General features: G+C 44.6%; 12 protein-coding genes. All 12 read right to left on the reverse strand.

The annotated features are described in order from the left end of the window. Positions 1-44 precede the first annotated feature (44 nt). Entirely contained in the window at positions 45-1,595 is a 1,551-nt protein-coding gene (locus tag FDP09_RS16085) for a sulfatase-like hydrolase/transferase (protein WP_137403643.1), read from the reverse strand. Then, the gene (locus FDP09_RS16090) at positions 1,585-2,994 is read right to left on the reverse strand and encodes a glycoside hydrolase family 28 protein (protein WP_137403644.1); all 1,410 of its coding nucleotides are present in this window, start codon (positions 2,992-2,994) and stop codon (positions 1,585-1,587) included. The genes FDP09_RS16085 and FDP09_RS16090 overlap by 11 nt, the downstream gene beginning before the upstream one ends. Then, positions 2,991-4,385 carry a glycoside hydrolase family 28 protein gene (locus FDP09_RS16095; RefSeq protein WP_137403645.1) on the reverse strand — a complete coding sequence of 465 codons (1,395 nt, stop codon included), beginning with the start codon at positions 4,383-4,385 and terminating at the stop codon, positions 2,991-2,993. Before FDP09_RS16095 ends, FDP09_RS16090 begins: the two co-directional genes overlap by 4 nt. Next, positions 4,382-5,779 (reverse strand): sulfatase family protein, encoded by a 1,398-nt coding sequence (locus FDP09_RS16100; RefSeq protein WP_187328695.1) that lies wholly within the window; start codon positions 5,777-5,779, stop codon positions 4,382-4,384. Before FDP09_RS16100 ends, FDP09_RS16095 begins: the two co-directional genes overlap by 4 nt. 7 nt (positions 5,780-5,786) lie before the next feature. Then, complete coding sequence (locus tag FDP09_RS16105) at positions 5,787-7,460, reverse strand: sulfatase-like hydrolase/transferase (RefSeq protein WP_137403646.1); 1,674 nt, start codon at positions 7,458-7,460, stop codon at positions 5,787-5,789. Between the two features lie 111 nt (positions 7,461-7,571). Further along, positions 7,572-9,152 (reverse strand): alpha-L-fucosidase, encoded by a 1,581-nt coding sequence (locus tag FDP09_RS16110; protein WP_137403647.1) that lies wholly within the window; start codon positions 9,150-9,152, stop codon positions 7,572-7,574. A 261-nt stretch (positions 9,153-9,413) separates the two neighbouring features. Next, positions 9,414-13,577: a hybrid sensor histidine kinase/response regulator transcription factor gene (locus FDP09_RS16115; RefSeq protein WP_137403648.1), complete on the reverse strand. Its 4,164-nt coding sequence runs from the start codon at positions 13,575-13,577 to the stop codon at positions 9,414-9,416. Positions 13,578-13,755: 178 nt separating this feature from the next. Beyond that, the gene (locus tag FDP09_RS16120) at positions 13,756-15,879 is read right to left on the reverse strand and encodes a thioredoxin domain-containing protein (RefSeq protein ID WP_137403649.1); all 2,124 of its coding nucleotides are present in this window, start codon (positions 15,877-15,879) and stop codon (positions 13,756-13,758) included. 11 nt (positions 15,880-15,890) lie between these two features. Beyond that, entirely contained in the window at positions 15,891-19,190 is a 3,300-nt protein-coding gene (locus tag FDP09_RS16125; protein WP_137403650.1) for a VCBS repeat-containing protein, read from the reverse strand. 148 nt (positions 19,191-19,338) lie between these two features. Beyond that, positions 19,339-20,898, reverse strand: coding sequence for a RagB/SusD family nutrient uptake outer membrane protein (locus tag FDP09_RS16130; protein ID WP_137403651.1), 1,560 nt, complete (start codon positions 20,896-20,898; stop codon positions 19,339-19,341). A 20-nt stretch (positions 20,899-20,918) separates the two neighbouring features. Beyond that, complete coding sequence (locus FDP09_RS16135) at positions 20,919-23,993, reverse strand: SusC/RagA family TonB-linked outer membrane protein (protein WP_137403652.1); 3,075 nt, start codon at positions 23,991-23,993, stop codon at positions 20,919-20,921. Positions 23,994-24,191: 198 nt separating this feature from the next. Next, a complete protein-coding gene (locus FDP09_RS16140) occupies positions 24,192-25,835 on the reverse strand; it encodes a sodium/sugar symporter (RefSeq protein ID WP_137403653.1) in 1,644 nt (547 codons plus the stop codon). Positions 25,836-25,856 lie beyond the last annotated feature (21 nt).

The following is a 25,856-nucleotide window of genomic DNA, read 5'->3' on the forward strand; positions in this document are numbered from 1 at the left end:
AGGCTAATGCATATTCCGGGTTAAATCCTTTCTTCTGGCCGTATTCACTGGTAATAATCCCAAAAATCATATTCCATACCCAGCTGGGATTTGTTGTCATTCAGCTTTTCGGCCATTGCTTTCATTTCTTTTTGAAGCTCTTTGACTTTATCAGAATAGTTGGGGTTTATCGCTAAATTATTTATCTCCCAAGGGTCTTTGGCGATGTTGAAGAGTTGGGTCACCTTAGACCCCGCCTGAAATCCCCCTAATTCCTTATTGCTATCTCTTGCCCTGACATACTCAATTAATTTGTAATCGCCTTTTCTGTATGCCCTTTGAAATTGCCGATAGGCATGGTAGGTATGATCCCGCACACTTTCTTCTTCTCCTATGATGATAGTGGCTAAACTTTTGCCGTCTATGTTCTTTGGTACGGGGACGCCTGTAAGCTCTCCCAGGGTGGGTAAGATATCATGGATATAGGCAAAGGCCTGCTCCCTTCTGCCTCTTGCCCGAACTGCCCCTCCGCTGAACACAAAAGGCACGTGAATTCCATCTTCATCGTATAGATTTTGTTTTCCCATCAAGCCATGATTGCCTACTGCCAATCCACTGTCACCTACCAACACGATAATCGTATTCTTATACTTTCCATTGGCCTTTAAGGCATTTACTACTTTCCCTATCTGGGCATCCATGTGACTAATGATGGCGTAATAGTCCGCTAGCTCCTCTTTCATCCTATCCTCTGTCCTTGGCCAAGGGGCCAATTCCTCATCCCGCAAAAACATATGGCCATTATCAAAGCCATGCATGGGCATATAAGAGGGAAGGAGATGGATTTGATCAGTAGGATAGGCATTTCTGAATTCCCTAGGTGCTTGTCTTGGGTCGTGGGGTGCATGAAAAGCCAAATACATTAAAAAGGGGGGCTTTTTATCGTACTCTTCCAAGAACTTTTTGGCTTCATGTGCATATATCTTGGAAGTATGGGGACCTTGATCCTCGGTAGCAATAGGTCCACGAGGCCCTACCCCTTCCAGCCCTTTCCGGTACCACTTGCCTTGATGGTCGGTCTTGATCACATATCCCTTCTCAAGCGGGTACTCTCCACTAGGATCCCAGTCCCACAGGGGCATACGAAAGTGGTCTTCCAAATACATGCCTCTGCTCATCAATGCCGCCCCACTATCAAATGACCTTACCAAAGAAGCATTGTCTTGGTGCCACTTGCCTATGATATAGGCATAATAACCTGATTTCCTGAACACCTCTCCTAGGGTGGGATGATTTGCCGGAATCGTATGGCCCGCTCCCTTTAGGTTAAAAACATTCCGGCCAGTCAACAGCATGGCCCTGCTCGCAACGCAGGTAGCTCCCGTAAATGCCCCCATCAGGTACGCCCTGTCAAAGGACACCCCTTCCTCCACCAGCCTATCCATATTTGGCGTATCGACCTGCCCATCCATCAAGGCTCCTACCCCAGAATACCGATGATCATCCGTATAGATAACGACCACATTAGGCCTGTTCTGCCCCTGCAAATCGAATGCAACCAGCAAGCCGAAGCTAATCAAGAGCCCGATATAATAACCAGTTCCTTTAGTCTTCATCTTTAATTGTTTTTATAGTAGGTCTGATGACGTTATTTAACCAGACGGCCTCCCTATATTCATACCCTTTCACCTCGAAGGTCAATCTTTTGGCTTTTAGGGATTCCACATGCTGCGCCACCAGCCCAAATGAAGGAAGTACCCCGAAAAAACTAAATTCCGGATATCGCTCTGGCATAGTGGGAATTTCCAATTGGCGCTGCGAATATTTTCCACCTCCAGGTGTGGATATATGTATATTTTTTAATTTGACTGATTCTATTAGGTGGTCTTTTGTGCCAGTTATAAAAATTGCCGTTGGTGGGTCTATCCTTAACGAGTCATTTGACCGTATTCCTGCTTCAATATTCTTGATAGATACCTTCCTTACACTTCCGGTAGACTGGGGCGGTGCACCCCGATAGGTACGGCTGCGCTCGCCCAACCTTATAAAAACCGGCATCTCGGTATTGATCATTTTTACGCTATTGATATTGATGTGGTGAATATTGGCGCCATCTACTGATAATATTTTTATTCCACCACCCTTGGTATCAGCAATGGTACAGTTTTTAACTGATATATGATGAAAATCCCCCATGGACTCAGTACCAAATTTTAAGGCTCCCCAATCGCTCTTCAACCAACAATCTCGTACTTTGATATGATGTGAGGGGATCAGACTGGTAGACTTTATGCAGATAGCATCATCCCCTGTATCTATTTTACAGTTTTTTATCTTCACCCTATGGCTAGAATCCAAGTCAATTCCGTCGTTATTTTTATGGGCATGGCTATAGATGGTTACATCCTCTACGTGGATTTGGGAAGACTGATAAAAATGGCAGGTCCAAGCAGCTGGCTGTCGCAGGTGCACTCCTTCGATTTGGATATGCTTACTCTGTACAAATCGCAAAAGAAATGGTCTATTCCCCATTAACTTTCCAAAATCAACTCGATCAACTCCTTGGTCCGTCATGTAATTTTCCAAAATTGTTTTTTGGAAATTCTCTCCCCTACCATCAATGGTCCCTTCCCCCACTATGGCCACATTCTCCACCCCAAGGGCTCCAATCAAACATTTCCCCCTGGTCTGTCCAGTGGCGTCTACAAAAGTATCGATGCTTTTGTAATCCCTTGGATCTTGGCTACCCCATATTTTGGCACCTTCTTGGAGCATTAGCGTAATGTCATCCTGAAGGATTAAAGTCCCGGTGACAAAGTTTCCTCTAGGCACCACCACGATCCCGCCTCCATTCTTTGCCTGATGGTCGATGGCTTCTTGGATAAATACCGTGTTGATGGTCCCACCATCTCCTATCGCTCCAAAATCCAAAATGGACACGATGCCATCAGCATACAATCCTCCGGGGAAATGCATCCATAACAAAACTCCCATTAGCACTTTACAGGCCTTCATCTTATTTCCACTCCTTTTTCGTTGGTCACTAAATCGTAATTTTGATAAACACTATCTATGTGGTAATGCCGGACGTCCTCCAGAACTACCGCCGGTCGCTGTTCGGGTGATTTCACTTGTAGGTTTACCCCTTCCAACCTCACCCCACTTACATGACGCAAATAAAAAGCAGATGCCGGTAAAGTGCCTACCAAGTGGAACTCTGGCCACCATCCATCCAACACTTCCAATGTATATTCTGGCAAATCGACCCGATTGGCATCTTCTTCATTTCCACCGCCAGGGTGGACAAAATGGATATTTGAAAAACTTACATCTTCGATCGGGTGCCCGGGCATCCCCGTAATAAAAAAACATGAATTTTTATCCATTTCAGCATTATCAATGGTCAAATGATCAAATGAAAACCCCTTCATCGCTTCCATAGGGTACATCTCCTCTGGTGCATCCACATAGGCTTTTTGCTGGGCAAAAGTCATAAAAACTGGCCTTGGTACATTTTTCATCACCAAGTTGTTAAACACCATGTTTTTCATGGCACCACCTTCATTCATTTGAATTTTCAAGCCCGCATCCTGGATATTTCTAAAGGTACAGTTGGAAACCGTCACCGATTCAAAATCTCCTCGGGACAATAATCCAATGCGCATTCCCGCCCACTTTGATGTAAACACACAATTGGTAACGGTGATGTCTCGACAGGGGACATCAGGCCGGGACGCTTGAAGGCAGATGGAATCATCACTGGTATCGAAAGAGGAATTGGATACGCGCACATTTTGGCAGCCATCGAAATCCAATCCGTCTCCGTTATGGTTGACTCGGCTAGTGATGGTAATGCCCTCCACCACAATATTTTTACAATATAACCAAGCAGAAGTCCAAGCTGCGGGGTGTTGCAGCGTGACTGCCCTCATCGTAATGTCCTTGCAACTTAAAAACCTGATCAGCATGGGTCTACCTGTCTTCCGGTTGAAGTACCGGGGATGCCCATTTCCATCAATGGTCCCGTTACCTTCGATCCCAAAATCCTCCGCATCCTTTGCAAAAATGAGACAACGATCCATATGAGGTTCGTTTTTGTACATGTTTTTATGGGTATCTTCACTATAATCCGCTATATCAGGACTTCCCAGCAATACAGCCCCCCGCTCTATGTAAAGGGTGACATGGCTTTTGAGAAAAATGGTACCCACCAACACCGTATATCCACTGGGTATAATGACTTTCCCTCCACCATTCTTATGGCAGCTATCTATTGCCGCTTGTACGGATTCCGTATCCAGCTGCTTCCCATCACCAATGGCGCCATGATCTCGTACATCATAGTCTATGGCATAGGCTGCCAAGCACAGGAAAAAGCTGCAATATATTGACAATACCACTTTCATCTCTCCCCGCTTTTTGCCTTATCGATGATCCTCTGTCTTTGGGCCTCTTCCTTTAGCACGTTTTCTGCGTGGGGATCTTGCCACATTGCCGGTACGGTGCCCTCGTTCCAGTTGGCATAACTTTCCTTCAGCAGCTGTGTTTTTTCAGGAAAAATTGCTTTGATATCCTGCTGTTCGTAGGGGTCTTCCTCTAGGTCAAACAGGAAATAGTCCTCCTTGTAGCCTGAATATACCAGCTTATAATTCCCATCTCTCACGGCATATCCTGCCCCATCCGAATACCTCCAGTATAACATTCTTTGGGGCTTTTTCTCCATTCCGGTGAGGAAAGGCAGCAAGTTCACGCCGTCAAGTGGCTTCGAAGGGCTAGGGATGTCTGCCGCTGCCAATACCGTGGGGAAAATATCCAACGCAGAGATAGGATGATCGTAATGTTGGCCTCCTTGAATGCCTGCTGGCCAGGATACCAAAAACGGCACCCTTATCCCTCCTTCAAACAACATCCCCTTATGCCCACGAAAAGGAGCATTGCTGGCACCATGTAGATGTCCTCCATTGTCGCTGTAAAAAAATATCAAGGTGTTTTCATACTGGCCAGTATCTTTCAGTTTTTGAATTACCCGGCCTATCCCTTCATCCATTCCTATCACCATGGCTGCATAGGCGGCCCTGTCTCCATCTTCGATATGGTTGACCTTATCAAGGTACTTGGACGGAGCTTGTATGGGGGCATGGGGAGCATTATAGGCCAAATACATAAAAAATGGACGTTGGTCTTTACTGAATTGGTCAATATACGTTGCTGCCTCCTGCGTAAAGTCATCGGTAAGGTAGCTCAGCTGCTCCTTTGGTACTATTTGACCATCCCTCAATACCCCATGGTTTTCTGGCTTGTTACCGGTATCTCCCCAATAATTCAACCCTCCACCAAAAAAACCAAACCAATGTTCAAAACCACGGTTGATCGGCCAGAATTTTTCATGGTCTCCCAAGTGCCATTTTCCAATGGCAGCCGTGGAATACCCTTTCTCCACGAGGTACTCGGACAGCATCTGCTCACTTAGCGGCAGGCCATCATCATCAGTGGCAGACTCATAGGGAATGTTGTTTTCATGACCAAAACGCTGTTGGTATCTTCCCGAAAGTAAGCCCGCCCTGCTGGGACTGCAATAGGGATGGGAGGCATAACCCTGGTCAAACACTACCCCATCTGCAGCCAAGGAATCTAAATACGGAGTAGGGATATCAGTACCGCCGTTAAAGCCAACATCATTCCAGCCCTGGTCATCCGAAACGATGATCAGGACATTGGGTTGCTGAGCATTTACTTGCCCATAGAAGTACATGCAAATAAATAGAATTTGAGGGGCAAGACGTTTAATAGATTTGGTCATGGATTGGTTATTTGGAATTGTATTTTCGGTTATGTTCGATTTCACTATCATAGGTATACCTCAGCACCCGGGGATATCCGGTGCCTGCAGCTTCTATAATCTCCTCGCTCCACACCTTCCTAAAATGCCTCAACACTTCCTGTGCTTCAGGATCCCCGATCCGGTTATAAAGTTCATCCGGGTCTTTGGCAAGATGATAAAGTTCTTCATAGACTGGTGCTTCCGATCGCTGGTAAGCTGTCGCAAAATAGCCGTACTGTACCATATCAAAATCATGCACTTGGTACAGCAGTGGATTTAGTGGCATATCAAATTTTTTGGCCGCCTTTACTTTTTCCCTAGCAGGAATCGTATTGTTTTCATAATACCTGATGTATTTCCATTCCTTATTCTGGACAGCTTCACATCGTGGATTACCGAATTGGGTAGACCATAGATTTTCGGTAAAAATATACTTTCGAATTTCCTCTTGGCCTGCCAAAAGAGGCCCTAAAGATTTCCCCTGATAGCTATCAGGCACATTAATTCGTGCCCGCCCCAACATCGTCGGCGCTATATCAATGGTTTGAACCAGTGCATTGGACCTCATGCCAGCAACCTCATTTTTCAGCGATGGATCATAATAAATCAAGGGGACATGAGTGGTCTGTTCATAGCAAAGTGCCTTTCCCCCCAGCCCATATTGCCCCATAAACAGTCCATGGTCTGAAGTGAAGACAATAACCGTATTTTCCGACAAACCCTCCTTTTCCAATACTTGGCGAAGATTTCCCACAAATCGATCTATGCCTGTGAGCGCCTGGAGCTGTCGGGTATAGATCTCCCGCGTGTCGGCTGGTGTATCCACATAGTCATAGCCGGATTGCCTGTCCTCCGTCCTTAGGAGTTCTTCTGGTAATTTAGGCTTGGTGATGTCTTTTTTTTCTATGTAGTGATCGGGAAGAGGGATTTCTAACTCCCGATAAAGGGACTTATATAGATCATCATCAGTTGCACGCATCTCCATACTTCTGGTCCCAGCACTGTGGGGCAAATTGAAGCATACCGACAACATAAACGGCTGATCTGCTGGCCTGTCCTTCAAAAACCGCATGGCACCATCTTCCTTTTCGGAACTGCTTAAAAAATAATCTACTCCTTCTCCGATGATTTCTATTTGGGTATCCTGCTCTGCATTGCTGAATATCTCATGTCTGTCCTTGGGATAAAATCCCAAATGGCCATGACCGGCATACCAAAAGTCAAAAGACTTTTCCATCACCCCACTTTCATAGCCGCCTTCACCGACGGGAACGTGGTTTTTACCTATCCATCCAGTAAAATATCCGTGGTCACGAAACCGTACAGGGTAACTGTCCTCCCAGGCAGCAGGAGAAAGGCTCGTTCCGGAGTTGAAGTTGATCCCGTGCTGCCGTTCATATTGGCTCAGTAGGATACTGGCGCGGCTCGGTGTACAGATGGCACTGGTCACATGGGTGTTGGTAAAAAGTACTCCCTCCGATGCCAACTGATCTAGATTTGGGGTATTGACGATGTCGTTGCCCGTACAGCCCATGTATCCATATGGCTGGTCATCCGTCAGGATAAATATAAAATTGGGCCGAGTAGTGTTTTGTGCCTTGACTGTCTGGCAAACAAACCATACACTTAGCGTCAGAAATAAAATCATCCGAATCTTCATGGTGGCTATTGGGTTATCGTTATCAAAGATTGGAATTGGGCAACAAAAAACCCCAAACAAATGTTGAAGTAACTACTACAAATGTTTGGGGAATCATTATTAATGGAAGTCTTAATCTATATGGTCTTCCACATCTCCTCCTATGTCATTTTCGACATACCCTTCCAGGGTCAATTTAAAACAATGGGCATAACCTGTAGGAAGTTCAGCTGGTTTTTTAATTATCAGCCCCTTTTCATTTCTCTCCCATTCCAACTTTTCTTCTGATCCAACGAGGGATACCTCCAGAATTTTGGAATTGAGCGCTCCAATATCAGTACTCAGTGTTTTCAAGACGATGTCTCCATCAGGTTTGTCCATTACAATAGCATAAACCAGCTGATCGGATTTCTTCACGTATCGTATATCTTCGGCGGTATAGGAAATTTCCAGCTTTTCTATCTTGTGCCCACCTTCAGGCAATCTGGTAGGTCCCTCACCAAATACTGCCCAAGGCCGGGTTCCATAAATCGCTTCACCATTCACTTCCAGCCAACTTCCTAGATCTGTTAATAGGTCTACCATTTCTGATGGGATACTTCCGTCTGGATCAGGTGGTACATTTAATAGCATTACTCCGTTCTTTGCCACTATATCCACCAAGATATCCACCAATTCATTGGGAGATTTGAATTTGGCCCCTGGACGATAAAACCAAGCACCCGGAGATGTATCTGTCAGCCAAGCTGGGCTTTTGGGCTGATTGGGTCGGCCACGTTCATAATCCTTCACTGCCGTACTGGTGGTAAAAGTACTCTCTTTGTAGGCTACAGCCACTTCCTTGCCCCATTTCTCGGCTTGGTTATAATAGTAGGCCAAGAATTTTAATCGGGTTTCTTCGTCCATGTTTTCCAGCCACCAATCAAACCAAATCAAATCAGGTTGGTAGGTATCAATATATTCTTTGAGCTTAGCCCACCAAGATTTATAAAAGTCCTTGTCCGGTGTGTCATCATCCAGTTCATGAGGATTGGTATATAGGTCATAATCCTTTGGATCAATATCCCCATAAGCATGTGCCGGGCCAAAATATTTCCAGGTAAACGCATGGTGAAAAGAAGCCATAAACCGCATACCTCTGTTCTCAATGGCCTCCTTTAGTGCTGCAGAAGGATCAATTCCTCCATAGTTCATGGAGTTCCAGCGGGTGGCCTTACTGTCCCACATCGCAAAGTTATCATGGTGCATCGCCACAGGCCCCGCAAATTTAGCTCCGGATTTGGCAAACAATTCTGCCCATACTTCCGCATCAAAGCCACTTGGGTCAAACTGTTCAATGATATATTTATATCCGTACTGTTCAGGATCTCCATATTTTTCCGCATGGTGCAGATAATTATTGGAAGGTTTACCGTTTCCGTTCAGGGAAACTTTTTTTCCGTCATCATACATGATCATCCCATGCCATCCACGATAATATTTATCCGGATCGGTTCCTTCAAATGCCGAAGAAACAGGTCCCCAGTGAGCATAGATCCCAAACTTGGCATCTTGGAACCATTCGGGGATTTCATATCGCTCCAGAGACTCCCAAGTAGGCTTGTAAGGTGACTGGGCATTCAAGAGAGGTGAATAAGCCATTAGGCAGACAAATACTATGGCAAGAATTTCTTTTTTAAAACAAATAAAATGACGAGTGTTTATATTTCTCATGTTTAGCAATAGGTAAATGGTTATAGCAAAGGCCAAACAACGAAAGTCCATGATTCCCAAAACAAAAATGTTTTTTGAAAAGGCCTTTTATTATTTCGCCCCGATTATCACAAGTAAAAGTATTTAAAATACAATCAGACACTTATCACAAATGTTTTTGATTGTACTACAAACGCCCAAAATGTAATAAAGGCCAAAGGGATATTGCTTCCTTTGGCCTTTATGGTTACTGGTTTGCCATAAACCGATAGCTGTTTCCCGCTAATTTAAATGATCTGTTATTGATTGGTTTTTCTTCTTATTGAGATAATCCGTAGGTGACATTCCAAACTGCTTTTTAAAGCATTTGGAAAAGTAAGAGGCCGTATTAAACCCAGTTTGGTACATGATTTCCTTCACAGAAATATCACTTTTTTCCATCAGTTGCACTGCCCGTTTTAACCTTACCGTCCTGATAAATTCACTTGCGGACTGATCAGTAAGGGACTTCATTTTTAGATGGAGCTTAGACCTGCTCATGCCCATTTCTTTCACAAATTCCTCCACGGTAAAATCGGGATTGTCCATATTGGCTTCCACCACTTCCATTGCTTGGGTCAAAAAGGAATTATCTGTAGAATTTACCGTAATCTCCGATGGCTGCAATAAAACCTCATTGGTAAAACGCTGGCGCATTGCTTCCCTGCTCTTTAACAAATTATTGACCCTGAGTACTAGTTTTTCCAGGTCAAAAGGCTTCGTCAAGTACATATCAGCTCCATGCTTGAGTCCCTCCAGTTCTCCCTCTTGGGTGTTTTTTGCCGTGAGCATTAAAACAGGAATATGACTGGTTTTAATATTCGTCTTAAGGTGCTCACAAAACTCCACCCCATCCATAACTGGCATCATGACATCTGTAATGATCAAGTCTGGTTCCTCTTTCTCTGTAAGCGCCAGTCCTTGCTCACCATTGATAGCCTCTACTACCTCGTATTGTCTATAGAAGGCCTCACGGATAAGTTCCCTGATTTCTGCATTATCATCGACTATAAGCAGCTTCAGCAGCTGCTGATGCTTGCCTTTGGCTGCCGGCACAGGGCTTTTTTCGGTAAAATCCTTCTCCAAGTCCACATCTATCCATCTCTCCGGCAAAAGGTCAAAGCCCGTCTCCATATTCATCACCACATTATCGGCATCCTTGTACGCCTGTTTATGGAGGGGAAGTATAACTGTAAACGTTGTCCCCTTGCCTTCTGTACTCTCAAAGGCTATCTTCCCTTGATGGATCTCCACCAGGCTTTTTGTATACGACAGTCCGATACCTGTACCTACATATCTTCCTGATTTTTCATTGCCTTGAAAAAAGCGTTCAAAGACTTTACCTATCCGATCGCTAGGAATCCCCACCCCGGTATCCACTACTCGGATGCTTACAGCCTCTTCGCCATCCCACTCTTTTGCGGTAAGTGGTGTTACCGACAAGGTCACTTTCCCACCTTTTGGGGTAAATTTAAAGGCATTGGACAAAAGATTGTAGAGGATCTTTTCTACCTTATCTGTATCCAACAGACCGTGGATTTCGCCTTGCAGACGAACGTCAAATTCCACTTCCTTGCTCAAGCCTACAAGGTGGAATGGCTCTGCTAATTCTTGGACAAATTCACTCACATTTTGCTCAGAAAGGAATAATTTCATCTTATGCTGGTCAATCTTCCGAAAATCCATAAGCTGGTTGACCAACTTCAACAGCAAACGTGCATTTTTTTGCATCAGGGTGTACATTCTATCCCTTTCGGATTCGCTGAATTGCATACTTGATTTCATCAATTGCTCCAAAGGCCCCAAGATCAACGTAAGGGGTGTCCTGAATTCATGGCTGATATTGGTGAAAAAACGAAGCTTCATTTGATGCAGTTCCTCGGTTTTTTCACGGGTAAGGTGCTCCACTTCCAGCTGATGCTTTTTAGTGATTCCTATTAAGGTATATTTTCTTACGCCGATCAGGACAAGCACCACCACAGCCACATACAGCAGGTATGCCCACCAAGTAAGCCAAAACGGAGGAGCAATGACCACCTTAATGGCCGCTACCTCTTGTTCATTCCACAATCCATCATTATTGGCCGCCTGGACTTTCATGGTGTACTCTCCATGACCAATATTGGTATAGGAAGCAAATCTCCTTTCTGCAGAAGTCTCGGTCCACTTCGTATCAAAACCTTCTAACTTATAACGATATTGGTTTTCACTTGGCGCTGCATAGTGCAACGCCGCAAATTCGAAAGTGAAGTTGTTTTCCCAATATTTCAGATCGATCTCCTCACTTTCATAAATGGCCTTTGGAAGGACTACTCTACCATTAAATTCCTGACCCAGCGGCACCGATTTATTGAAAATTTGAAAATCGGTGATGGCTACTTTGGGCTTATAAGGATTATCTTTTATCTCGTGGGGATAAAAAGCATTGAACCCATTCACTCCACCAAAGAGCATTTCTCCATCATGTCGTTTATAGGCAGCCAGTTCACTGAACTCATTACTCTGCAGCCCATCAGTCACATCGTAGGTTTTAAAACTCTCCTCAAAAGGATCAAACTTATTGAGCCCCTTATTGGTAGATATCCACAAAAAACCATCGTTGTCTTCCAAGATACCCTTGACGACGTTATTGGATAGGCCCTCTGTCTCTTTATACGACTTGAAGGACAACTCCCCGTTTCCATCCATCATGACCTTGTTTAATCCTCCTCCGAAAGTCCCAATGTACACTTGCCCCTCTAGGGTCTCGTACATATCCAATATATAATCATAACTCAGGGATGTCGTATCTCCGGGGATATTCTTATAGACTTCTATGGCAGGATGGGGCTGGTATAACTGATGTTGTCTGATCAGGTTCAGGCCTTTGCCCGTTCCGACCCACAAGTTGCCCAGCTTGTCCTGCATAAGACTTCGGATCATTTGGATGGACAGTCCATCACTTTCGGTAAACTGGTCTACTTGATAATCTCCACCCGGTCGTGGTATCAGCCGATAAAGTCCCTGATGATAGGTACCGACCCAGAGCACCCCGTTCTTATCACTGTGAAGATCAAAAACAGCCCCGTAAATCCCGTGCTTGGTCCCAAAATCCCAATCCACTGTGGCTTTTCCATTTTGGTCAAAAATTACTCGTGACAACGCTTGGTCCTCCGAACCTAGCCAAATGATCCGATTGTCGGACAGAACGGTCTCTTCAATACTGAAGATGCTTTTAATATCATTGTCATAATGGGTAAATGACTGGTATTTTTCACCCTTATTATTGTCCCAATCCACGTTTAGCCCACCACCCTGCGTGCCTATCCAAACAGCGTCCTTGGAATCCTCAAAAATACTACGAATCTTATCATAACTGATACTGCCCTCCTTGATATTTTTCCGGTAAACTCTAAAGGCCTTTTTCTCTAAATTAACCTTATTGACCCCTCCTCCGTTGGTACCAATCCACATGATGCCAGAAGTTCCATGATAGATACACCTTACATTGTTCTTATTTAAACTCGTCGGGTCTTCTACATGGACGGTAAACTTTTCCTTCTCCAGTAAAAATGGGGATGTACTTTCCTCTTCCATCAATTGGATCCCTTGGCTGGATCCACCCCAAACACTGCCTTTTCCATCCGAAGTCATTGACAGGAAGTTTCCATGAACTGTAGGGTAAAATGTTCCATCCACTAAAATATAAACGGTATTATCGGCATTGGCGAGCAACTGTCCCTTTGAGTTTTCACCAAGAGAGCGGATATTCTGGTTAGAGAATCCAGGATGTTCCTTCACCGAATACTCCTTGCCATTGCGCACCATGTAAAACAGACCACTTGTAGTGCCAAACCAAATTTTGCCATCCCGCCCCTCGTAGATGGCCTGAATTGGGTTTTTCGATGCTGTACCTACTAAGAACTTCTCAAAAACCGGAGATTTAAGAGGTGTGTTCCTGATGAGGTTGAGCCCATTTTGTGTCGCTATCCACACTTCTTCTTTGCTGGACACCACGACTTGGGTGATGAAGTTATTGGACAGCCCTTCTTTATTTTCAGGAGTATGGTAAAACCGTGTGAATTTTTCGGTACTGATATCCAGCAAGTTTAACCCTGCCCCTGTCGTCCCCACCCACAAATACCCCCTGGGATCTTCTTCAAGGGCAAATATCAGATTACTACTGATCGTGGAGCTATCGTTGGGATTGGATTGGAAAACTTGAAAATTGTAACCATCGTATTTGTTCAGCCCATCATGGGTGCCAAACCACATAAACCCATTTTTATCTTGGGCAATGGCGTTGACATCATTTTGGGACAGGCCTTGCTCTGTGGTCAAGTGCTCGAAGGTAATATTATGGGTCTGTCCATATCCATTGCCCCAAATCAATATCAGGAATAAGAAAGGTATATTAAGCAGTTTCATTTTTCTTATTTTGGGCTAAATGTTATTTTTTCAGGTAATTACTAAAATGTAATCGACCTACAAAACCTAATTCTAGTGTTTTCTACACGTGTTTAATTAAGCAATTTAACAGTAATTATCATTCCATCATGAGCAAAGTCGGCTTATTGTCGAAGTATTGCCTATTTTTTATCCTGTATCACGGTTCCTTAAGCTGACGAACCGCCAGCTCTAGCTGGTCCACCGGTAGCTTGCAGGTCTTGTTTCTACATACATATATCATGGTTTTCCCTGTGACCTTTTTATGCTTCAGCAAAGGCAAATTCTCCTCTTCACCTCCTATGAACAAGGTGTTGGGATAATATCTTTGCTGTAATTTCACCGCCCAGTCTTGGGCTTTATCTCCAAGTAAGGCCACTTCGGTGATGTCTTCTGAATGGAGAGCCATCAATTCCCACCAAGAAGCTTTTTGGAAGATATTTTCCATACCTGTTGATGTCACTTCGTCAAGCATTGCCTTGGACCGTTCAATGTATTTGGAGTTGCCAAACAAGGTCCCGACCAAAAATAAATTTTTGGCCATCAATGAATTAGGGGAAATCATATCTCCATCCAGCACAGGTACTTCACTCATGTACAAGGTACTTTCATTACTCTCAGAGTACGTAAATAAGGGCGATCCGGGGTCATCAAAATGCGCTAAAACATACCTGGTGGTTGCTAAGGCCATGTCCAGCCATTTCTTATCCAAACTGGCTTGGTAAAGTTGGATCAAAGCGGCTATCCAGTTGGCATAATCATCCAAAAAGGCATTTCCTGGGGCGGCATTTTTATCAGTAGCAAGCCGGTGCAGGCTATAATCCTCTATCTGTAGTTTTTCGTGAACAGTAGTGGCCAGCGAAACTGCCTCGGTAAATGATTCTTCCATCCCAAAGGCCAAGTACATTTCTACCAAGCCCTGTACCAATAGCGCATTCCAACTGGCAATTTGCTTCGTATCTACATCCGGCAGCTTTCTTTCCTTTCTTCTTTGGTGAAGCCTTAACAAATTGCTCTTGATAATTTTTTCGACCTTATTTTCTGGTAGATTATACATTTCCGAGAGCTCTTGATCGGTATATTGACGATAAAGGACATTCTTGCCATCTTGCCAATTGCCGTCTCTGGTAATGTCAAAAGCACTAAAGAACAGCTCCCTGTCCTCACCACTCATGAGCGCTGTCAGCTCCTCCCATGTCCACGTATAATACAATCCTTCTATCTGCCCGGAAACAGCACTCATAGAACAATGGTATAATCCATTTGCCCCCTTCATTTCTTCCCTTAACCAATCGAAGGTCGCAAGGGTCCTATCCCTCAACAGCGGCTGCTTTGTAATCTTATAGGTTTTAGAAAAAAGTCCGAGCAGCTGGGCATTATCGTAGAGCATTTTTTCGAAGTGCGGGATCTGCCACTGCGCATCAGTAGAATACCGGGAGAAGCCACCTCCTACATGGTCATAGAGCCCTCCTGTAGACATCTGGAAGAGGGTCTTTTCCACCATTTTCTGGGCATTTTTATTGGATTTAAGCGCTGCGTAATCCAATACAGCACCCCAAAGCGCTACCCGCGGAAACTTCTGCTGTTCCAAAACACCCCCAAATTGACCATCAAAGTGCTGCGCTAAAATAGGATATACCGATGCATATCCTGACATACCGGAAGACTCTCCCGTATGCTCCTTGGCTTTATTGGTCAATTGAAAGTCATTGGGATCGATGATTTTTTCCACGATATTTTGCGCTTGTCTTCTCAGCGCTTCTGGCTGTTCCCTGTACAGGTCACTGGCCTTTTTTAACAATACCAACCAGCGGTCTTTCGGCATATATGTGGCTGCCACCAAGGGCCTGCCATCAGGTAAGGCGATGATATTAAGTGGCCAGCCAGTGGATCCGTTTAGGAGAACGGCAGCTTTGGAGTACACTTGGTCGATATCGGGCCTTTGTTCTCTATCTACTTTTACGGAAATAAAATCCCTGTTCATCTCCTTGGCCACAAGTGTATCCATAAAGGTCTCTTGCTCCATAACATGACACCAGTGACAAGAAGCATATCCAATGCTTATCACCAATAGTTTATTGGAGGATGTCGCCTTTTCTAACACCTCATCAGACCATTCATTCCACCGAATCGGGTTATCACTATGTTGTTGCAGATAAGGGCTCAATGCATCAGCCAGGTCATTCTTGTGACCCTCTTTTTGATTTTTGGAAGTACATGCCATCACCAAAAGTGATACCATCAACGCCAAGCAAACCCCGAAACTACCCACTTTCTCCTTCATCCTGTTGTGCCCTATGGTTTATCCAACGTTACTACCTTTAGCCTACCGCAATTAATGCCAAACACCAACGCCTGCTGTCCCCCCTCAAGTCGAATGCTGGAGGATGCCATTACCTCCCCCTTGATATAAAGCCCGGATTCGGACGAGGGCACCGGCAAGAGCGCACCCTCTGTGGTTGTCAGTAGCATTTTTCCATAACCTGCATCATTTCTCGGGGTTTCTACCTCCGACTGGTACAGGTTACCTGTAGCAATATAATCAGGCTTGTCATCATCATTTATGAAAACCGGCAAAAAATCCCGAATGGCCGAAAGCTGTAATGCTTGAGGCAATGGACTCAACTGCCATTTACCCTCATCATCCCTATGCAGCCAAGAGCTGGCAAAGGTATTTATATCATAGGACAATGAGTTTTCAAGCATCTTCTTCCCGTAAATATCTTCCAAGCTGGCAGAAGCAAAAGCTGAATAGGTCTCAAACCTCTTGGCAATCGCGGGTACTTGCTGGGATGAGCACTCCCTACCCCTGACAGGCAATTGCTTCCCTTTCTTTTCATAGCTAAGGACGATGTCAGAGGTACCGTTTTCATCAAAATCATTGAGGTAAACCGTAAAGGGTGAAGCTTCACTGGTCTTGTACTTATAGTTAAGGCCCAGATTTCCGAGCAGGAAGTCGGCTTTACCATCTCCATCCAAGTCGGTCTTTTCTACGGTGTACCACCACCCCCGTGTAGCTCCCAGTCCCTCATCCTCCGTAACGTTTATCATTCCAGTCGGGGTATTGAGCAGCATGGTGACATTCATCCACTCACCCACTACCAACAGGTCATCCCTTCCATCATTGTCAAAATCAGAAACCACAGCATCTGTTACCAAACCCAGATGCTCATTTTCTATACCGTCTGCCAATACTTTAAATTCCAAATCTTCGTCCCGTTGACCATTGTTAATCAGGATTATGCTTTTGGCAGGTCTGGGGTATTGCCCCGGAAGTATCCTTCCTCCAATAAATAAATCCAAATCCCCATCTCCGTCAAAATCAAATGGACACACCACTTTACCACTTATTCCTTGGGTCGCCGCTGTGGCTTTGGAATGCTTTTTAAAACCAGCAGGCAAATTGACATACAACCTATCCTGATAATAATCGGCAGGTTTATTCTTATCATTTCCGCCACTAACTACATAGAGGTCAAGGTCTCCATCTTGGTCTGCATCAAACCATATCGCTCCAGTATCTTCTTGCTCTTTATCCATCTCCCATGGCCCCTGCAATACCTGAAAGTTGCCTCCTGCCTTTTGGACAAAGACATGAGATGTGTATCCTGCCCCATTACCGATAAACAGATCATCCCTTCCATCCTGGCCAATATCTCCTACTGCTAGTCCCGGCCCCATCGCCGAATTGCGATGCGGCAAAAGTGGCTCATATTGGAAGTCGTCATATTCATCCTCCTGATGGACAAAATCCAATCCTGAAGAAGAGGGTAAGTCACTCACCCAAGCAGCCCTTTTTTTGGGGGTTGGCTTCTCTCGCGCATCTGAATGGTTGACAACGAGCTCTTGACTAGACTCTAGGCCGGTTAGCTTCTGTACTTTTCCGTCCGGCCATTTGACTACCAATGAATCGACTTCCTGAGTCCCTTTTCCCAAGCCAAAGTGAACGATAGGTTCCACACTTGATTGAAATCCCCTAGAAGTGATGTGCTGTATATATTGTTGGTTCCCTTGGTAGTAAATTTCTAATTTGGCTCCTATCCCAAAAAGATTGTTGGCGGCACCCTGTAGTTTCACTCTTAAAAATGAATTTCCAGTGCCTGAATTTTCGTAGATGGATGCCTTATCGCCAAGGTTATTGATTACCAAATCCAAATCTCCATCACTGTCCAGATCGGCATAGGCTGCACCATTGGAAAACCCCGGCTGATCCAAGCCCCAGTCTTTGCTTGTTTTTTGGAATTTCAGTCCATCCAGATTTTTAAACGCATAATTGGAAATGGGCGTACTGGGTAGTTTATTAATATCCAACACCAGGTCATTTCCAAAAAATGATTGCTCATCGATTTCCATGTTGGCATCGTTATTATTGACGTCCCTTTTCATGCCATTGGTCACAAACAGGTCGGTGTAACCATCATTATCCAAATCAGCCCACAATGGAGCCCAGCTCCAGTCCGTAGTAGCTATTCCCGCATACCGTGCAATGTTGCTGAACATGGGTATTCCATTGCTACTCCCTTGATTAAGCTGGAGACTATTCTGCATGTACTGGTAATGAAACCCAAGTTCAACTGCCTCATAAAAAGTCCTAGGGCTCATACTCGCCATATTGGTTTTGGATCGTAAATGGTCTTCGGGTGTCATGTCCACTTGCACCAGGTCCAATAGTCCATCCCTGTTGATATCCCCGACATCTATGCCCATTCCAAACATACTGGTTTGGTTCATGGATTCACGGGACACCTCCCTGAAAGTCCCATCTTGGTTATTGATATAAAAATAATCAGGGACATTAAAGTCATTGGAAAGGTAAAGGTCGTCCCAACCATCATTATTGAAATCTGCTGCCATTACCCCTAAAGTTAGTCCAAAGTTTTGTACTCCGGCCTTGGCTGTCACCTCTTGGAAGTTTCCATTTCCCAAGTTTCTGTATAAGTGGCCTGCATCCTCCCAGCTATTTTGATCCATCAATTCTTTATAGAACAAGTTCCCTTGGCTGACAGGTACCAAAGGATAATTGGCCACAAAAACATCCAACAAACCATCTCGGTCAAAGTCAATCGTAGTGGCATGAATAGAGTTTCCTAGGTCATCTAGGCCATAAGTGGATGCCATTTCAGAAAAAGTACCATCTTGGTTGTTTATAAAAAGCTGGTTATCGGTACGCCCGTTTTTTCCGGATACACAGGCATAAATATCCAGCCAACCATCTTGGTTAAAATCGGCCATTAAAGTACCTGTATACCATCTCCCATCGCCCTGTACTCCAGCAGTTTCACTTACATCCTTAAAAGAGAAATCACCTTGATTTAGGTACAGCTTGTTGGGTTTATGATTCCCTGTAAGGTAAATATCGGGCAGGTCATCGCCATTTACATCTCCAATGGCCACGCCCCCACCCATGTACAGGTAAGGGAAGTTGAAATAGTTAAGGGTATCGTTTTCAATGATATCGTTCGAAAAATGAACATTACTGCTTTGTGGCACAACCTGCGAAAACAGTGGATCAGAACTTTTATCAGATGAAGACCTTGTACAGCTTACAATCACTGTACATAGCAATAATAGTAATGTTGGGTAGCTGTTTTTCATAGAATATATTATTGGGTTTATTAGTCGGGGAAAATAGCGATATCAGCAAATCCCTCTATTAATTCCGAGGTCTTTTATTCCCTAAAAAAAGGCACCCTACTGCTCCAATCCATGAAACAATAAGGTACCATATTAGGGTCAATCAACTTTATTCATATCCCGGATTATGCTCAAAGTTCGAGTTATTGTTAAATTCATTCTGGGGCAGGTCAAAATATTCTCGACCTGGTTTGTAGGCACCGGTACCACCACTTTCAGATTTGACTTCCGGATTATCCACGATTTTTTCTTTGACCAATCCCCATCGCAGCAAATCAAAATAACGTACCCTCTCCAAAGCGAGTTCTTTTACACGTTCATCCCTTACATCCTGAATGGTCATTTCCAAACCGAAGGGAGGCATATCAGCCCGGGACCGGACTTCATTTACCGCATCCACTGCTGCTTGGGTGGCATTACCTCCATTGGTCATCATATCTGCTTCAGCAAACATCAACAAGACATCTGCATAACGTATCAGTCGGAGGTTATTGGGTGATTGTTGGAAATTAGCTGTAGTGACACCTTCATCTAGGCCTAGATATTTCTTACCCCAAACCCTGTTTTCATCAGAGTCGTACACTTCATCATAGCGTTTTCCTTCATAAATTGTCGCCGCAAGCGTTTCACCTTCATAGGTGGTCGTTTCATCGGTTCTCCAAAACAAGGTATTGAAAGCTCTTGGGTCGATTTCCCCGTTGACCGTCCTTTCGTCCAAAAACAAGTCGAGCACCCAGTCGTTTATCCGCATGCCATCCTGTCCTGTAAAGCCCCTTGGTGCTAAATCAGGCGTAAAGGAATTGGTCCGGCCTACACCTGCTGCATCACCGCCCCATCCTCTGTTATCGTCCAGCACAAACTGGATTTCAAAAACGGACTCTTCATTATTTTCTGAAAATGAGCTGAAATTATCTCCATAATCATCGACCAACTGGTATCGCCCATCCATAATTTTGGCAAACTCATCACGGGCTAGGCTATACTGCTCTGTATAGAGATAAGCCTTTCCTAGCATGGCAGTAGCAGCACCAGAGGTGGCCCTACCGATGTCTGCAGGTGACCAAGAAGGAGGTAGTAGCTCTTGGGCATTCTTTAGATCTGTTATGATCTGGTTCCAAACGTCCTCCGGAGCAGCCTGCAATATTTCCTTGGAAGCCTCAATCGATTCAATGGGCTCTGTAATCAGCGGGATATTGCGCCAATTGTTGACCGCATTAAAATAATTCAACCCTCTAAGGAAATGTGCCTCACCAAGGATATTGTTCTTTTTGGTTTCATCCATATCTATGGCAGGTACATTAGCCAAGATTTCATTGGACCTGGATATGATTTTCCATATTACGGTCCACAGCCAGATATTAACGTTGCTAATTTCGGTACCTTCAAATCTACCCGGATTGGTACGGTCGGAGGTTCCGAAACCATTGACAATATCATCCCTATAATCAGAAGCAAAGATTTCCATTCTGCTATAATACCAAATATCGCTGAACGGGCTATATGCCCCGACTATCGCCTTTTTGGCATCACCTTCATCCCTCCAGAAGGTATCAGGGGTTATGGCATTGGGATTGGTCTGATCCAACAGGTTTTTATCACAGCTGGACACCATGATGAGCGAGATGCCCAATGTCAGTGTGATTGCTCTTTTATTTATCGTAAGTTTCATTGGATTAAGCTCTTGTGTTTTTAAAATGATATCTGAAGTCCAAACTGATAAGTCCTAGGCGTAGGATAAGCACTTTCATCTACCCCTTGGTTGAAAATATTCTGATCTGATCCCCGATCTCGATTACCCCTCCCTACAATCGGGTAATATCCCGTGTAGTTAGTAATGGTAAACACATTCTGCAAGGAAGTGTACACCCGCAAGCGCTGGATCTTTAACTTCTCGGTCAATACCTCCGGTAAGGTGTATCCAATCTGAAGATTCCTCAACCTAAAGTATGCACCACTTTCCAATACATAATCGGACATTCTCCTGTTGAATCCCAAATCCAGTAGGCTCATACGAGGCACATCAGTATCGGTATTTTCGGGGGTCCATGCATTTTGGGCATCTGCCAAATAATTTCCTTCAGTATCAAAGTATCCTCTGTATCGATTTCCGTTCAGTATCTTATTGCCGGAAACACCATTGAAGAACATGCTGAAATCAAAATTCTTCCAGCTCGCATTCACATTAAATCCGTATTCAAAATTAGGGATGGAACTACCCAAAAAGACACGATCATCCTCTGTAAGGGCTCCGTCACCATTGGTATCCTGAAAGCGAAGGTCTCCTGCCCCAGCACCGTCAGTACGGCCATCTTGGGCCGCTTGATCATCGGATTGATAAATCCCCAAAACTTTATACCCGAAAAATGATGCTACTGGCTGTCCCACATCCGTAAGGGTAGCACTTAGTCCATTTGAGCTATACCCTCCACCAAATATTGGATCAGGTATTCCAAGTGCGGTCACCTCATTGTCAAGTACGGTAAAATTGGCCGCCAAGCTCAAGTTCACATCTCCTAGCACTTGGTTATATACGGAACTGAATTCGAACCCACGGTTTTGGATGGTCGCCACATTACTGGGCACCCTTCCGTCCAAGCCCGTGTATCTAGGTACGGTGATGCTTAGGAGAATGTCCTCGGATTTTTTGTTGAAGTAATCCATCGTAAACTGTAGGCGGTTATTCAACATGCTAAATTCAAGTCCAATATCCGTGGTTTTAGTGGTCTCCCAACGGATATCCCTGTTGACTGGTTTGGTAATGGATGTTCCCGGCACCCTATTTTGCCCTTCTCCTAAAATGGCCTCACTAAAAAGGTTCATTTCCGGATCTATGGAATAAGCAGCCACATTATTGGATCCCAGCTCACCATAACTTGCCCTGATTTTTAGATCAGACAGAAAAGTAATGTCCTCCATAAAGTCTTCCTCGCTGATATTCCAACCCAAGGCAACAGATGGGAAGGTCCCCCACCTGAGGTCTTCCCTAAAGAGAGATGAGCCATCCCGACGAATGGTAGCAGTAAGTAAATACCTGCTGTCATAAGAATAATTCACCCTACCAAAATAAGAACGAAGGCCAGTGGTAATATCCCTGGACGGAGCTTGTGCCCTATTCTCAGCAGCAGAGGCGACGCGCACATCGTTGTTTGGGAAGCCAGTGGCAACTATTCCAAGTGACCTGGAATGGGTCTTCTGCGTAGTATAACCTGCCAACAAATTCAAAGAATGATCGCCGAATACCCTAGAGAAATTCAAGGTGTTTTCTGCGAGAGTTGAAAGAAAATTCGTATTGGATTCCCGTAGTTCTGCAAAATCCTGTCTTCCCAACAGCGTGGCATTAAAGAAAAATGTAGGGGTAAAGGTATAGTTATTTTGGCTATACTGGTCCAGTCCCAGATTCAATTTATAGGTAAGCCCTTCTATGATTTCAAAAGAAGCGGCGATATTACCCAGAACACTGTTCCGTGTAATGGTCCTATCTTCTACCGTGGCAAGACCAAGTGAATTGGTAATATTCCCAACTCCATATATGGAAGTACCACCATCGGGCATGGAAGAGGCCGTAAAATTTCCTTCCTCGTCATATATGGGAATTGTCGGTAGTAGGTCACGCTCTTGGTTAAAGTAATTGTTCGGGTTATTTACGGTCCGGGTAAGGCCGATGGTTTCTTCCAGTTTAAACCTGCCTTTAGTAAAAGTGGAATTGGCACGGATATTTGTCCTGGTGTAATCAGACTCCTCCACGATCCCTACTTGGTCCAAATGGTTGGCAGAGATACTATATGTCGCATTCTCACCGCCTCCCGACACCCTGACATTTCCATTGAAAATGGGTGCCACACGAAGATTGGCAGCTTGGATATCACTATCAATGGTGGGGTCAAACTGACTGTCATTTGCGGGTGCCCTAGGGGTACCATCGTTATCATTGGCCATATTTCTGATCGCAGCATATTCACGGGCATTGGCCCAATCTATGGTATTGACTGCTTTTTGCCATCCATAGCTGAAATCGGTATCTACCTTGATTTCTCCTTTAGAGCCTTTCTTAGTAGTCACGATAATGACACCATTGGCAGCTCGAGATCCATAAATAGCACTGGCAGAGGCATCTTTCAAAACACTGACCGATTCTATATCTGCTGGGTTGAGCATATCCATGCTATTGGTAAGCATCCCGTCTATCACATACAAAGGACCGGAGTCGGACATGGTACCTGTACCACGGATGGTGACGATGGAGTTGGCACCCGGTGTACCACCATTGGCATCTACCCTGACTCCCGGTACCCTACCTTGAATCGCTTGGGTGGCGTCAGCATTTGTGTATTTATTGATTTCTTCTGATGAAACTGTACCCACGGATCCTGTCAAGTCACTCTTCTTCTGTGATCCATAACCGATTACGACCACTTCATCGAGCGATTTTACGTCCTCCTCCAAGGCTACGTCTATGGTCGTTTGGTTTCCGACAGTGATTTCTTTTTTTAGGAAACCAATTGAACTGAATACTAAAACAGCTTCTGGGCCGCTGACTTCTATGGTATAGCTCCCATCCATATCTGCCACAGCTCCGTTAGAAGTGCCTTTTTCAAGGATGTTTACAATGGGCAATGGTTGGCCATCAGCAGATGAAGTAACCTTTCCCGAAATTTTTTGGCTTTGCCCATAGGATAGTAGAGCAATGAAATAAATTGGCATGCAAAGCAATAGCTTGCTTTTACGGGCAACTAACACCTTCATGGTGCGTAGAGCTTTTTTCATACTGAATTGGGTTATTAGGTTTATTTAATTAAACTGACTCCTTGATCAGAATACCATCTTCGGAAGGATTCAGCATTATAAAGGTATATCTAAGGCATTCTATAGCTTGCCCCATATGTTTTTAGGATTAAAACAAATGTTTCTTTATCAAAAACAAGGACAATCACTCATAGGGCATATACCTAGCCTGCATGGTTATCACCAAAACACTGCATATAATACTACAAGTCCCAAGATGATTATAGCTGCTCCTACCTTGAAGGTTGAGCTCGTCTTGAACAGCTTCTTATCGATTTCAATGGCATTGGGACTGTCTTTTCCTTTGCCCTGTACCAAACTGATAACCACCATCAATACCGCTAGGATCACAAATACCACCCCCATTCTATCGATAAATGGAAGCGAGGGAGTCAGAAACTTGAACATCGCCGATAAGGGAATCGTGAGTATCGCTGCCGTCATCGCTGCATCGGAAGTGGTTTTCTTCCAAAAGAACCCAAACATAAAAATGGCAAATACTCCTGGGGACACAAATCCCGTATATTCTTGGATATACTGGAAGGCCTGATCTAGCTGTCTTAGCTGTGGTGCCACCAATGCCGCCACCACAAAAGCCACTAGGGTCGTTAACCTCCCTACAGTAACTTGTTTGCGCTCTGTAATTCCCTTATTGATATAGGATTTAAAAATATCAATTGTAAAAATAGTGGAAGTACTGTTTGCCATGGAAGCCAATGAAGAGACAATAGCAGCTGTAAGGGCTGCGAATGCCAATCCCTTCAAGCCTGATGGCAATAACTGAAGCAATGCGGGGTAAGCTTTATCTGACTTTATGGTGGACGTAGAAGCATCCGTCATGGCCTGTACAAAGGGCGCATCGATCCCTTCTTGGACGATGACATAGGCGGCAATCCCCGGAACCACTACGATCAAAGGCATCAGTAGTTTCAAAAACCCTGCAAAGACCATCCCCTTTTGGGCTTCGTTTAGGCTTTTTGCGGCCAATGCCCGTTGGGTGATGTACTGGTTACAGCCCCAATATGTCAAATTAATGATCCACATACTCCCTATCAGCACGCTAAGGCCTGGCAGGTCAAGGTAGGCATCCCTTGTCCCTCCGTCCCCATCAGGAATCATCATTTCCCCTTTTTGGACAATCATCGAAAAATGTTTTGGAGCAGCCTCCCTAAGCTTACCCACTCCATCCCAAACACTGCCCTCACCGACCATGGACAATGCCAAGTACGTAGTCGCCAAGCCACCACCGACCAAAAAACACACTTGAACCACATCTGTCCAAGCTACCGCTTTCAGTCCCCCATATATGGAGTAAACCAATGCAAAGAATGCCAATCCATAAATCCCGTATTCCAGCGGACCCCCCATGATGGTCTGTAAACTCAGCGCTCCCAGATACAACACTGACGTAAGGTTTACAAAAACATAGATCAAAAGCCAAAATACGGCCATCAATAGTCGAACCCTACTGTCATACCTCCTGTGCAGAAATTGTGGCATCGTGTAAATGCCCTCCTTAAGGTAGATGGGCAGAAAAAACACTCCTACCACCACCAAAGTGGCCGCTGCCATCCATTCATAGGTGCTGATCGCCAGACCAAGCGCAAATCCAGACCCTGACATCCCTATGAACTGTTCAGCTGAAATATTGGAAGCAATCAGTGAAGCCCCTACTGCCCACCATGGCAATGCCTTGCTCGCCAAAAAGTAATCTTGGGCATTCTTTTCATGTCCTTTTTTCTCTCTGGACACAAAAAGCCCCATCCCAATAATCAGCAGACAATATCCCGTAAAAATTATGATATCAAGCGTATTAAAATCCATTTGATTGTTATTTATAGTATG

Origin of the sequence: Echinicola rosea (assembly GCF_005281475.1) — a bacterium.
Taxonomy (GTDB): domain Bacteria; phylum Bacteroidota; class Bacteroidia; order Cytophagales; family Cyclobacteriaceae; genus Echinicola; species Echinicola rosea.

Bases quoted from the DNA above. Each gene is read 5' to 3' on its own strand.
- FDP09_RS16085 (WP_137403643.1), bottom strand. From the start codon at position 1,595: ATGAAGACTAAAGGAACTGGTTATTATATCGGGCTCTTGATTAGCTTC.
- FDP09_RS16090 (WP_137403644.1), bottom strand. From the start codon at position 2,994: ATGAAGGCCTGTAAAGTGCTAATGGGAGTTTTGTTATGGATGCATTTC.
- FDP09_RS16095 (WP_137403645.1), bottom strand. From the start codon at position 4,385: ATGAAAGTGGTATTGTCAATATATTGCAGCTTTTTCCTGTGCTTGGCA.
- FDP09_RS16100 (WP_187328695.1), bottom strand. From the start codon at position 5,779: ATGACCAAATCTATTAAACGTCTTGCCCCTCAAATTCTATTTATTTGC.
- FDP09_RS16105 (WP_137403646.1), bottom strand. From the start codon at position 7,460: ATGAAGATTCGGATGATTTTATTTCTGACGCTAAGTGTATGGTTTGTT.
- FDP09_RS16110 (WP_137403647.1), bottom strand. From the start codon at position 9,152: ATGAGAAATATAAACACTCGTCATTTTATTTGTTTTAAAAAAGAAATT.
- FDP09_RS16115 (WP_137403648.1), bottom strand. From the start codon at position 13,577: ATGAAACTGCTTAATATACCTTTCTTATTCCTGATATTGATTTGGGGC.
- FDP09_RS16120 (WP_137403649.1), bottom strand. From the start codon at position 15,879: ATGAAGGAGAAAGTGGGTAGTTTCGGGGTTTGCTTGGCGTTGATGGTA.
- FDP09_RS16125 (WP_137403650.1), bottom strand. From the start codon at position 19,190: ATGAAAAACAGCTACCCAACATTACTATTATTGCTATGTACAGTGATT.
- FDP09_RS16130 (WP_137403651.1), bottom strand. From the start codon at position 20,898: ATGAAACTTACGATAAATAAAAGAGCAATCACACTGACATTGGGCATC.
- FDP09_RS16135 (WP_137403652.1), bottom strand. From the start codon at position 23,993: ATGAAAAAAGCTCTACGCACCATGAAGGTGTTAGTTGCCCGTAAAAGC.
- FDP09_RS16140 (WP_137403653.1), bottom strand. From the start codon at position 25,835: ATGGATTTTAATACGCTTGATATCATAATTTTTACGGGATATTGTCTG.